Annotated in this window: 9 protein-coding genes; all 9 read left to right on the top strand. The window is 53.2% G+C overall.

The genetic code is table 11. From position 1 onward, the window contains the following. Positions 1 to 1,062 precede the first annotated feature (1,062 nt). The 9 genes from LOC67_RS11890 to LOC67_RS11850 all read left to right on the top strand — a co-directional run bounded on the left by LOC67_RS11890 (position 1,063) and on the right by LOC67_RS11850 (position 12,520). A complete protein-coding gene (locus tag LOC67_RS11890; RefSeq protein ID WP_230262825.1) occupies positions 1,063 to 2,055 on the top strand; it encodes an NAD-dependent epimerase/dehydratase family protein in 993 nt (330 codons plus the stop codon). 121 nt (positions 2,056 to 2,176) lie between these two features. Continuing rightward, complete coding sequence (locus tag LOC67_RS11885) at positions 2,177 to 3,562, top strand: glycosyltransferase family 4 protein (protein WP_230262824.1); 1,386 nt, start codon at positions 2,177 to 2,179, stop codon at positions 3,560 to 3,562. Continuing rightward, a complete protein-coding gene (locus LOC67_RS11880) occupies positions 3,559 to 4,536 on the top strand; it encodes a GDP-mannose 4,6-dehydratase (protein WP_230262823.1) in 978 nt (325 codons plus the stop codon). Before LOC67_RS11885 ends, LOC67_RS11880 begins: the two co-directional genes overlap by 4 nt. Positions 4,537 to 4,662: 126 nt before the next feature. Continuing rightward, positions 4,663 to 7,047 carry an O-antigen ligase family protein gene (locus LOC67_RS11875; RefSeq protein WP_230262822.1) on the top strand — a complete coding sequence of 795 codons (2,385 nt, stop codon included), beginning with the start codon at positions 4,663 to 4,665 and terminating at the stop codon, positions 7,045 to 7,047. A gap of 39 nt (positions 7,048 to 7,086) precedes the next feature. Continuing rightward, entirely contained in the window at positions 7,087 to 8,163 is a 1,077-nt protein-coding gene (gene wecB, locus LOC67_RS11870) for a non-hydrolyzing UDP-N-acetylglucosamine 2-epimerase (protein ID WP_230262821.1), read from the top strand. Between the two features lie 43 nt (positions 8,164 to 8,206). Continuing rightward, positions 8,207 to 9,289: a glycosyltransferase family 4 protein gene (locus tag LOC67_RS11865; RefSeq protein ID WP_230262820.1), complete on the top strand. Its 1,083-nt coding sequence runs from the start codon at positions 8,207 to 8,209 to the stop codon at positions 9,287 to 9,289. 9 nt (positions 9,290 to 9,298) lie between these two features. Continuing rightward, complete coding sequence (locus LOC67_RS11860; protein WP_230262819.1) at positions 9,299 to 10,372, top strand: NAD-dependent epimerase/dehydratase family protein; 1,074 nt, start codon at positions 9,299 to 9,301, stop codon at positions 10,370 to 10,372. Beyond that, positions 10,369 to 11,241 carry an ABC transporter permease gene (locus LOC67_RS11855; RefSeq protein WP_230262818.1) on the top strand — a complete coding sequence of 291 codons (873 nt, stop codon included), beginning with the start codon at positions 10,369 to 10,371 and terminating at the stop codon, positions 11,239 to 11,241. Before LOC67_RS11860 ends, LOC67_RS11855 begins: the two co-directional genes overlap by 4 nt. Positions 11,242 to 11,257: 16 nt before the next feature. Beyond that, positions 11,258 to 12,520 (top strand): ABC transporter ATP-binding protein, encoded by a 1,263-nt coding sequence (locus tag LOC67_RS11850; protein WP_230262817.1) that lies wholly within the window; start codon positions 11,258 to 11,260, stop codon positions 12,518 to 12,520. Positions 12,521 to 12,814 lie beyond the last annotated feature (294 nt).

The following is a 12,814-nucleotide window of genomic DNA, read 5'->3' as shown; positions in this document are numbered from 1 at the left end:
CCAATACTGTAGCCTTTGGCCAATCTTCCGGGGACAACTGACAGAAGCAAGTGTCCGGCGCGGACAAATTCCGGCTCAGATACGATGCAGAGACCAATTCCCCAAATCACCTCATCTGAATCCGTCCCTTCAAACGCGCTGGCAAGATCTTTTAACATAGCTCGATTTATTCGCCGTACGTCTAGAGCTTCGTTCCATATGAAATTACGGGCGGGTTCGGGTCATCAGCCGAGGGGTGTTGGCCTCGGTTATTGCACTCAAACCGTGGCTAACGCCATACGGCTAATCCAAAATCGATTTGGAACGAGGCATTAGTCTGCGTCCGACCGACTACGTTTCAGCTCCACTGGATCGACAGCACAGTCTCAGCTTCCGTCAATATCTAGCACATCGCATGCACATAGCGGCTCCACCGAACGCCTTCGCTGCGATGTCCGTTTCCCCAATTTGACTTGATTTTCAGCACGCGATGTCGAGCCACGAAGGCGAACTTCGAGCCTGATAGTGTAGGCAAAGTTTCAGTGCGCAACTTCGCTACAACCGCTACCTTTTATCCGCTTTGATCGAACATCCGAGTGATCAACTTGGCCGTTGACTGCGTGCTTTGGCGATATCCACGACACAACGTGCCAGCCGCACTTCGGCCCCACACCTGGCATCCCCAATGGCTATGAAAAAAAGTTTCCTAATTCAATTGATCGATTCTGGCAGGCTCCACCGGTGACGGCATGCAACGCCCATGTGTCACCCAAGTGGACGAAGTCCGCGCCACCGACGACGGGAAAAGAACGCTACCTTCACGGAGCGAAGGGCGACAATAGAAAATTAGTAGGTTAACGAGGCCTGCGTTAAACGAGGCGGGCGTAGGAAGTAACGCACAGGAAGCAACATTGCTTGCCGGGTAAAGCACGCCGAATCGACCTTACCCTGATGGCTCTACACCGATAGCCCTACATCGTTAGAATCCACGCACCGGTACTTCGCGAGTGGACGCCCAATCAGACGCGTGCCCCGCCGCCCAAATCGCCGAATCGAAAACGCCCCACAGAAACCAACTTCAAGATGAGCGACAAGTCAAATCAAGGTTCGACGTACCTGGTCACCGGCAGCGCCGGTTTCATTGCCTCGCGCGTTTGCCGTCTTCTGCTCGACGCCGGCAACCAAGTTGTCGGGATCGATAATCTGAATGACTACTATGACCCGGGTTTAAAACGACATCGCCTTGAAACGCTCGAATCCGATGGCTTTACGTTTCACCAGATTGATATCGAGAACACTTCGCAAGTTGCGGACGTTTTTGCCCAACACCAATTCGATGCGGTGTTTAACTTGGCAGCGCGTGCGGGCGTGCGATACAGCATGGAAAACCCGCACATCTACCTGAAAACGAATTCATTCGGGAACTTGAATCTGATTGATCAGATGCACCGTACCGGTGTTCCCAAATTGGTTCTGGCTTCAACATCATCGTTGTACGCCGGGCAGCCCATGCCGTTTAAGGAATCATTGCCCGTCAACACGCCCATTTCACCTTACGCGGCTAGCAAGAAAGCTGCTGAGGTGATGTCATTCAGCTATCACCACTTATACAAAATCGATGTCTCGGTCTGCCGCTACTTCACTGTGTACGGACCGGCGGGACGCCCAGACATGTCGGTGTTCCGATTCATTCGCTGGATCGACGAAGGAAAAGAGATCGAACTTTTCGGTGACGGTGAACAATCACGCGATTTCACATTTGTTGATGATATCGCACGTGGAACGATCCTCGCATCGAAGCCCGTGGGGTACGAAATCATCAACCTCGGTGGCGGCGGCACCCCGGTTTCGATCAACCAAATCATCGCAATGCTTGAAGACCGCTTGGGCAAGAAGGCCAAAGTGAACTACAAGCCATTCCATCAAGCCGACATGATGACCACCAGTGCCGACATCACGAAAGCAGGCGACCTGCTGGGTTGGACTCCAAAAGTTAGCTTGGAAGAAGGCCTAGATGCATCGGTCCAGTGGTACTTAGAAAACCGTCCCTGGTCGCAACAAATCCCGCTTCCTTAACGCTAGGCCAGCTGCTTCGTGTTTTGCTTCAACAGAAGCGAACCGAATAATTAGCTGACTTGGTGCGCCGCAGTCTTTGTCACTGCATCAACCATGGTATTGCTTCGATAGCAAGACCGTCGTGGAAAAACCTACTCAGCATCGCCGCCGCATCGTCTTTCTCAACAGGTCATACTGGCCGGATATCGAAGCCACCGGCCAACTGTTGACAGACCTTTGCAAAGGACTCGCCAGCCAATACGACGTGCACGTTGTTTGTGGTCAACCGAACTTCCCGGAGCCAAACAGCCGATTCATGCGTTCTGGCGTGGAGGTCCGTTCGGGTGTCACTTTACACCGGTTGAATCATCGCCAAGCGAATAAGAAGAACCCGTTTTCACGTATCGCCAGCATGATTTCATTCTATCGTGCGGTCGATCGATACCTGAAACAAAGTCGTTTGGCTGCGGACATCGTCATCAGCGAAACCGACCCGTTCATGTTGCCACTCGCCGGTGCTCGCCATGCACAACGGATCGGCGCACAACATTGTGTCTACCTTCAGGACATCTATCCCGATGTGGCGGTCGCGATTGGAAAGTTGCGATTACCGTACTCGGCAGAACTGATTCGCAATCGATTAAGGCAGTCGTACGTCCAAGCGTCAAAAATCATCGTGCTCGGACGATGTATGCGTCGGCGCCTGATTGGTCCGACTTGGAACGTTCCGACCGAGAAAATTGAACTGCTTTCCAACTGGGCGGATTGCACCAGCCTGCAACCGGTCGAGCATATTAACAACCCATTTCGTCGACGGCACAATCTGGCCGATGACTTTATTGTGATGCACTCCGGGAATATGGGACTGACACAACGACTGGATGTTCTGATCGAGGCGACACAGGACCCGTCATGGCCCTCCCACGCAAAACTATTGTTGGTTGGAAATGGCGCCTCGCGTGACCGCCTGCTGGAACGTGCCAAACAGGTGGATCCGGGTGGGTATCGGATTCGGTTTGCCGCCTATCAGCCCCGCGAAAAGTTGCGCGAAAGTCTTTCTGCGGCGGATGTGCACATTGTTTCGATGCATGAAAAAGTTGCGGGCTGCCTTTGCCCAAGCAAACTTTACGGGATCATGTCCGTCGGCCGACCTATTATCGCAGTGGCCGACAGCGAAACCGACCTGTGCCAAACGGTGATCGAACGAGATTTGGGCTGGTGCGTCCAACCAGGATCGCCGAAGTTGCTCGCACAAGCCGTCGCGATGGCGGAAGCCCAAGCCAATGGCAGCGTTGAACAAATTTCGATTTCGCTTGAACAACAAAGTCGACTTCGCAAGATCGCTCGGACAGAATTCGATCGGCCCGTGATCATTGAACGCTTTGCTCAACTGCTCGGAAACATCCTGATCGACAAGACGAGCGACGAAGTCCATTCCCCAAGCACTACAGTTCCGGCCCCATTGGGATCGAAGTTTAAAACGACCGCCGCGATCCCCACCACCAATACGCTCCCCACGACGAAATGAAAACAGCACTGCTTACCGGGATCACTGGACAAGACGGATCGTATTTGACGGAATTACTGATTTCCAAAGGCTATTCCGTACACGGCATCGTCCGTCGCAGCAGTACGACCGCGCGAGCCCGCCTGGATCACCTCTTTCATCGCGACGACATTTACAACAAACAGCTGTTTTTGCACTACGCCGACTTGGCTGACACGACGACCATTCGGCGAATCATGCTCAAGTGTGTTCCCGATGAGGTCTACCACTTAGCTGGCCAAAGCCACGTCGGTGCGAGTTTCGAGATCCCCGAAACGACCTGCGAATTCACCGCGATGGGAACCTTGCGACTGTTGGAGATCATTCGCGATCTCGAACGCAAGCCAAAGTTCCTGCACATCAGTAGTAGCGAAATCTTTGGTCGACCTGACGAAGCCCCACAGAATGAACTGACACCGATGCGTCCGGTCACCCCGTACGGCATTGCGAAAGCATTCGCGACGCAGATGGTCACGCTGTATCGTGAGTCGTTCGGTTTGTTTGCGTGCAACGCGATCTGCTACAACCATGAATCGCCACTGCGTGGTGAGTCGTTTGTTACACGAAAGATCACACGTGCTGCGGCAGCGATTTCACGCAAGCAGCAAGAAACCGTGTCACTCGGTTCTCTCGACGGTCGACGCGACTGGGGTTACGCAGCCGAATACGTCGAAGCGATGTGGCGGATGCTCCAGCATGACACCGCGGACGATTTCGTTATCGCTACCGGAACCGACAACAGCGTTAAAGATTTCTTAGCGGCATCGTTCAACGCGGTTGGCCTCAATTGGGAAGACCATGTGACGCAAGACCCGCGTTACATGCGGCCTTCGGAAGGGACACGACTTGTTGGCGACGCCAGCAAAGCGGAACGCGAGCTGGGATGGAAGGCGAAAACGACCCTTCCGAAGCTTGCCGAATTGATGGTGCAAGCGGACTTGGAGCGAACGGACTAGTGCTTCGTTCCAACTCGATTCTAGGATTCGCAGTATGGCGTTAGCCACGGTTTCAGTGCAATAACCGGGGTTAACGCCCGTCGCCTGATGACCCGAACCCGTATTTTCATATGGAACGAAGCACCAGTGTCTAGCTGCCTGCGGTGGTTCGCAGCATTTATCCTAGCGGTGACGCCCATCGTCATGTCATTGGACTTTGGCGGTGTGCTGCACTGGACACAGTATGTTGCGTCGCTCGCTGTGCTGGTTGCAATTGCAGCCGCTTTTGCCAGCACGGCGGTCCGACGAGATAAGACACGTTTAGAACCGTTCCGGCTCGATGCCTATCTCCCGGCTTTGTCGATCTGTCTTTTTGCAGCCTTTTGCACCCTGCAAACCATTCCGGTTCCCAAGACTATGCTTGGCTTGATCAGTCCGGCAAGTTATCAAGCGTATTACGATTGGGCGGCACCATTATCGGACACGATTGGACAACAGTCGTCGCCAATTTCAATTTCACCGCTCGATTCCAAGCACCACATCTGGCTGGTCGTCCTCTCCGCCGCAGCGATGGCAGTCGTTCCGTTGGTGTTTCAAACAAGAGCTCAAATGCTCTGGCTGCTGGTTGCCGCAGGAATCTACGGTTGTGTCGTTTCGATCGTCGGGATTTCACGACAAACGATCCCCCAATGGTCACTTTGGAGTTTCAAAGAAGGCGGTGAAGGCACCCCATTCGGGACCTTCCTCAATCGCAATAACGCGGCGTTCGCGATCAACCTAGCGATCGGCACATCGTTGGCGATCATCCTGTATCGTTGGAAAACGCGACGGCAGGTTGCGAGGAAACGGACATCGCACGCTCGGCGACTCGCGACAATAGCGTTCGATCCGATGTTGGTCACCGCAACTTTGATGCTTGTCGTTTGTATCGTGGGTCTGATAGCGAACGGTTCACGTGGCGGCATCCTCGCAATGCTCGCTGCCATGGTGATTTCGATCGCTGCAACGGCTGATCGAATAGGACGACGACGGTTGCTCGTTGCATCGACATTCTTGTTGATCTTGGTCGCAGTGAGCATCCCGTTGATTGTCTACCGGTACCCAAGTCTTCTACACAATGGCTTGGTCCAACAAACGATAACGCGGATTTCTGACGACTATCGCCTTCAACACTGGCCTGACGCATTACGGGCCAGTCTGCATTTCTTTCCCTTCGGAAGTGGCTTAGGATCCTATGCATTTGCCTACCTGCCATGGCAACAGTCCAGTCCATGGCGATGGTTCACGCATGCGGACAACCTCTGGCTGGAATTGCTGGTCGAAACCTCGGTTGTTGGACTAGTCGTTGCCGTCACAATCTTTGCAATGTTTCGGAATTGCAGATGCAAGCTAGGTCGTTCGAAAAGCCCCATCGATAGCGGTCTAAAGTTCGGCTGCATGTTCATTGGCTGGAACATTGCGATCAGCCAATGCTTCGATTTTGGATTGATGATCCCCTCCAACTTGCTTTTCGCCGCGATACTATTCGCGGCATTCTGGTCTTGGGCGACGCAACTAACTTTTGCCGCCAATCCTGCGGCGACTCAAGAAGCGGAGACACCGCGAAGTACTGTTGGGCGTTCACTTGCTCGATTGGTTCCGGCCGTTTTGCGACCGATAACGCTCGCAAACCGGTGCAGGCGTAGACTCGGCCACATACAGCGAACCACTCCTTTATTTGTCCGTCATGTTATACCAGCGACGCTTTCGATGACTATCGCTGGGATCGCCGTTGGTCACCTCCGATTCGATGGACGGGCGGAATATGCGACCGGGCTGATCCGCAACCGGCTGTGCGATCAACAGACCGGACTGGCAGATTTATTGAGTCTGGAACAACGATACGCTCCTTTAAAAAGCCAACACCCCACTGCGGACCTAATCGATGCATTTGTCGACCTGAATTACGAAATCGCAAGGCTTCAAGAGCTTCAAACCCATAGCGATTCGCGGTTGCCGAAACTACATCGCGATGCCCTTTATGCTCAGACATCAAAATTGGTCCGGCGATTGGCGTGGCGTAGAAACAGCTCCGATGCTGTGGTGACTCGTGGTGGCTTGTTCGTGGAACCGCTACAAGTCGGACACTCTGACTGCTGTTCAGTATCGTCCTATACGAAGTCATTGCGTTTGACTGATGAATCACTAGCGGTTCGACCGCTATCGATTAAGTCACGATTCAATCTGGTCGCACTCGAATTCGCGCATCAAGACTCGGACCGCACAGTCCTTGCCTTGCGGCAGTCGGCACAGCTGTTTCACCGCTCTCCTGACGTTCAATTAAGGGTGGGGACTTCGTTTGCTGACCACGCCGATTTCGATCGCGCAACAGCAGCCTTTCGTCGAGCCGCAGCACTATCGCCGGAGAAGATTGCGTTAGTTTTCGGCAAAGCTAAACGCTATGCAGGAATTCACCTGGATCAAATCATCCCGGAAGACTCGCGAGCCAAACTGGCAGCTGAAACATATTTGAATCAACATGACCTGAATTAGGTCCAACGTATCCTCCCCCTCGCTCAAAATTTCATAGTCGTGAAAATACTTTCCGTCGTCGGCGCCCGCCCCAACTTCATGAAAATCGCTCCGATCATTCGTGCGATTTCAGCCAAGAACCCCGACGTTGAACAGATCCTTGTCCATACCGGACAGCACTTCGACGAGAAGATGTCGGATGTGTTTTTCCGCGAACTAGAACTCCCCAAACCGGACGAACATCTTGGAATCTCCGGAGGATCTCATGCGGCACAAACCGCAAAGATCATGATGGAGTTTGAACCGGTGCTGTTGCGACACAATCCGGACTGGCTTGTCGTCGTCGGTGACGTGAATTCAACTGTCGCATGCGCCCTGGTTGCGTCCAAGCTCGGAATTCCGATTGCACACGTTGAAGCCGGCTTGCGTTCACGCGACCGCGGGATGCCTGAAGAGATCAACCGATTGGTTACCGATGCGATCGCCGACTTGCTTTTGACGCCTTCTCCTGATGGTGATGAAAACCTGCTTTCCGAAGGTGTCCCGGCAGAGAAGATCGCTTGTGTCGGAAACGTAATGATCGATTCGTTAGTCCGCGCTCTGCCAAAGATCGAACAAAGTGACATCCTCACACGGATGGACTTGCCAAAGGGCGAATACGTCCTAGCAACGCTCCACCGCCCAAGTAATGTTGATGAACCTAAGATGCTGGCTGAGCTGATCGCGGCATTGAACATCGTATCGGAAACACTGCCTGTCATCTTCCCTGTGCATCCGCGGACGCGAGCGCGACTAAAAGACAACAACATCGAAGTCGCTGAAGGGATCCGGATGGTCGATCCGCTCGGATACTTTGACTTCATGGGACTGATGAAATCAGCCAAGGTTGTCATGACGGACAGCGGCGGCGTACAAGAGGAAACGACCTACCTTGGCGTGACCTGCCTGACTGTGCGGCCAAACACCGAACGCCCGATCACAATCGATGAAGGCACCAATCGATTGGTCCAACCCGGCAAAGAAACATTGTTGGAGGCATGGAACGACATCCAAGCGAATCCGCCCCAGCCACGTTGCCCAAAACTTTGGGACGGCAAAGCTGCTGAAAGAATTGCGGATTGCTTGCTAAATCGTTGATACGCAAATGCGATTGTTAGTCAACACACTATCGATCGGCTCGATGAGCGGCAGACACGTGGTCTATGGTTTCCTTCAACCATTCTGCGAATCGATTTTGCCATCACACGAACTCGTTTTGTTGCACTACCAGTCGGATCCGCCACCAAAGTCTCTGCGACAGACCGGAATGGTGCTGGTGCCTGTCGCAGAGCGTTTTAGGCACTGGGCCAAACGCACGGCATGGGAGACGCTTCGGATACCAAAGCTGATTCGCGATCTTGGTATCGATGTCGCACTCACGGTGTCGGGACACCTAATGCCGCGATGTCCTGTCCCACAAGCGGTTCTCTGCCAAAACCCTTGGTGCTACCGCCCCAATGCCCATCAAAGCATTCAGGATCGAATCAAGGCGAAACTGCAGCGACTTGGATATGGCCGAGCGTTTAAACACGCAGACCTAATGATCTATATCTCCAATCATCTGCGAAGCCTTTACCAGAGTGATAACCGTTCTGCCCACGAACGCAACCAAGCAGTCGCCTACGTGGGTCTGGACAGCGACACCTTCAAGATCGCTTCAACGTACCAGTCGCTTCAGCGAAAGCCGTATTCGGTTCTTGCGGTTTCCGCGATGGCCAACTGGAAAGGCATCCATACACTCGTCGATGCGATTTCGCTCGTACGTGGACGCAACATTCCGGCAACGCTTCGCTTGGTCGGGCCATGGCCGGATCCGGCCTACGAAAACCGAATCCGAAGCCAGATCGCAAGGTTGCATCTGAACGACGCAGTTAAAATCCTGGGTCGAATCAGCGACGAGGATCTGCACCGCGAATATGCGACATCGCAAGTGTTCGCACTACCGAGCCAATGTGAATCGTTCGGTATCCCCGCAGCGGAAGCGATGGTGTTTGGGACTCCGGTTGTCAGCACTGATTGTTGTGCGATTTCAGAGATCTGTGAATCTGCAGGCAAATTCGGCCCAGCTGAAAACCCCAATTGGACAGCCGACGCGATCGAACAACTGCTGGTCGATCGACACTTGTGGAACCACCTCAGCACGGCCGCTAGGACTCGGGCATCGGAACTGACTTGGGATCGATGCGTCCAGCCGCTGTTGCAGATCGAGTCACTCGCGAGCTAGTAAAAGAAAGTGACGAAAACGATACTTATCACCGGGATCTGCGGTTTCGTCGGAAGCCAAATCGCGACAGCGTTCCGGCAGCACTATTCCGCTAACGAGTTTAGCATTCGCGGTGTTGATAACCTTTCGCGGCGTGGGAGCTGGCTCAATTGCGAACGCCTAGCCGAGCTAGACATCGACGTCCAACATGCGGACATCCGCTGCCAAAGTGATGTCGCCGCGATTGGGCAAGTGGATTGGATCATCGACGCGGCAGCCAACCCAAGTGTCGTCGCTGGTATCGGGACCGAACACGGCAGTCGCCAACTCCTTGAATCGAATTTGACAGGGACCGTCAACCTGCTGGAACACTGCAAACGTCATCGGGCTGGCTTTATCCACCTGAGCACGAGCCGCGTCTATTCGATTCCCGCGCTTGCCGATCTATCTGTCGAAGTCGAATCGGATGCTTTCCGTCCGACCAACGATAGCTGTCCGGCCGGTGTAACCGAAAACGGCATCTCAGAACAATATTCAACCGCTGCACCGATCTCGCTGTACGGGGCAACGAAACTGGCATCGGAACAGCTCGCGTTGGAATACGGCTATGCCTTTGGATTTCCTGTTTGGATCAATCGCTGTGGAGTCATGGCGGGAGCGGGACAATTTGGAAAGGCGGATCAAGGCATCTTTGCATTTTGGCTTCACAGCTGGAAAGAGAACCAGCCGCTTCGATACATAGGCTTTGATGGCCGTGGACACCAAGTACGCGACTGCCTGCACCCGCGCGACTTATCTCGATTGTTGTTTAAACAGATCAAAACGTTGCCGAACAAACAACCGCGAATCATCAATGTCTCCGGCGGCGTGCAATCGGCTCGGTCGCTACGGCAATTAAGCCACTGGTGTGAAGACCGCTGGGGCGTGCACCTGGTCGCAGTTGATCCCGTTCCACGACAGTTCGATCTGCCCTGGATGGTGCTCGACCACAGCTTGGCTAGCACCACATGGGATTGGCAACCCGAAATCACTGCCGACCAAATTCTCGACGAAATCGGTGACTTTGCAGAGACGCAAAGCGACTGGATTAAGACGTCTCGATGAGTATCGGAAACCCTGCGACGCGTCAGTCTGAAGTGTCAGTTTTGTCACGGCAACTGGAAACCGTAACGATTTGCCCGCCCAGCCGATGGCAAGCGTTCGATTCTAAGGAACTTTGGCGTTACCGTGACTTGCTTTGGCTTTTGATTCGGCGAGACATCTCAACCCGATTCCGCCAAAGTGTCATTGGATATGGATGGGCCATCTTGCGCCCCGCTCTGACCGCAGCGATTTTCACACTCGTTTTCAGTGTCTTCGTCAAAATCAACACCGACATTCCTTACCCACTATTCGCATTTGCCGGACTGATGCCCTGGCTGTACTTTTCGACTTCGCTGTCGGGAATCACGCAAAGCGTTGTCGGCGGATCGTCACTGATTACCAAAGTTTACTTTCCCAGACTGGTTCTGCCCTTGGCAAAAGTCGGTGTAGGACTTGTTGAATTCGGCATTCAATTCATCGTCCTGCTTGCGCTGATGGCAATCTACAACCATCAGCCCGCATGGACGATCACCACGGTTCCATTATTTGTCGCGATCACCGTGTTGACCGCATTGGCCTTTGGAATCTGGCTGGCCGCGATCAACGTACGCTTTCGCGATGCGTCGATGGCAGTTCCATTTCTTTTGCAGGTTTGGATGTACCTTTGCCCAATTGTGTATCCGATCTCGACGGTCCCACAAGATTACCGAACGCTCTACGCGTTGAACCCAATGGTTGGTGTGGTTGAGGGATTCCGTTGGAGTCTATTCGCAATGGGAACACCAGACTGGACGATGATTGCAACGTCGCTTTGCTCGACCGTGGTTATCTTGGTCTCAGGCCTGTATTACTTTCGCCGCGTCGAATGCACGTTCGCCGACGTCATCTAGCGACGAAGTTATCACCATGACAATTTCGATCAAGATCGACGACTTGTCCAAACGGTACGACCTAGGACTAACGCACGCAAACAGCCTGCGTGACCTAGCCAACACCAGCTTGGAACGGATGCTCCGGTGGCGTTCAAGAACGAAACATCAACAGACAGATCCGAAAAAGTTCTGGGCTTTGCGCAACATCAATCTTCGCATTGACCAGGGCGAAGTCGTCGGGCTGATCGGAAAGAACGGAGCAGGTAAAAGCACACTACTGAAAATCCTCAGTCGGATTACCTATCCCACTTCAGGACAGGCTGAACTGACAGGACGGGTTGCGAGCTTGCTGGAAGTCGGGACAGGGTTCCACCCAGAATTGACCGGCCGAGAGAACATTTTTCTCAACGGAACCATTCTGGGCATGACTCGGCGAGAGATCCAAACGCAGTTGGACGACATCGTCGACTTTGCTGGTGTAGCCAAATTTCTTGACACGCCGGTCAAACGATACAGCAGCGGCATGAAAGTTCGTCTGGGCTTTGCGGTCGCGGCACATTTGGATCCCGAAATATTGATCGTCGATGAAGTCCTTGCGGTCGGTGATATCGCTTTCCAAAAGCAGTGTCTTTCGAAGATGCGTCGTGTTGCCGACTCTGGCCGAACGGTATTGTTCGTGAGCCACAACCTTGCCTCGATTCGATCGTTGACCAAACGTTGTATTGTCCTATCGGAAGGAAGTGTGCTTTTCGATGGCAAGACAAGCGACGCCGTCGAAGTTTACTTCAAGGATTCCTTGGTCGAATCGAACGACGTGAAAACGACCAGAAGAGACTATCCCAACTTGACCAAAGATTTGGAGTTTGTCCGACTGAGGATACATCCCACCGAATCTTCAGAGTCAATCGCGTTGGGGGCTCCTTGGGAATTCGAAGCTACCATTCGCTCGAACAAGTCAGTGCAGCAGTTTGTCATTGGATTAACCATCTACGATCGGAACGACTCAGCCGTCGGAAGCACGTTCTCAGCCAAAACACCTGCAGCGGCTGCGAACGAAACCGCAACTTATCGCTGGTCAATGCCGTTAAGCCTGGCACCAGGGCAATACCATTGTTCGATTTCGATTATGGATTTCGATACGCACCGAAGCAGAATTCATGATTCCTTGTCGAATACATTGCCCTTTACCGTTGAGCTTCCACTGTCAGATTCCCAAGGCTGGCAACTTGGCTGGGGCTCTATTCGACTTCCCGAACTGACAATTGCAAACCCGAAATGGATCGCACCATCAGCGTGACGTCCATTTTTACTAGACGATTCTTGGATTTCGCTTCGCTTGCCTGAATCTGGCGAAACGATCGCGATGATGATTGCTCCGCAAAATCTTACTGCGACTGCCAACTCAATCGACGCATCAGTACGATGCAACCAATGTGGTTCGAATTTGAATTCCTTGGTCGGAACATGCACGGTGCCGATCGAGCACCGAGAGGGTCATCAAAAACTTGCGATCGACGCGGATGGTAGCTCGAGCGACTCCCTTTTTGAATGCGATTGCTGCGGACTCCTGTACAGAGTTTCGCAAATAGCC

Origin of the sequence: Stieleria sp. JC731 (assembly GCF_020966635.1) — a bacterium.
GTDB lineage: Bacteria > Planctomycetota > Planctomycetia > Pirellulales > Pirellulaceae > Stieleria.
Note: the sequence above shows the minus strand (reverse complement) of the source record. Positions and strands in the feature narration are given on the sequence as shown.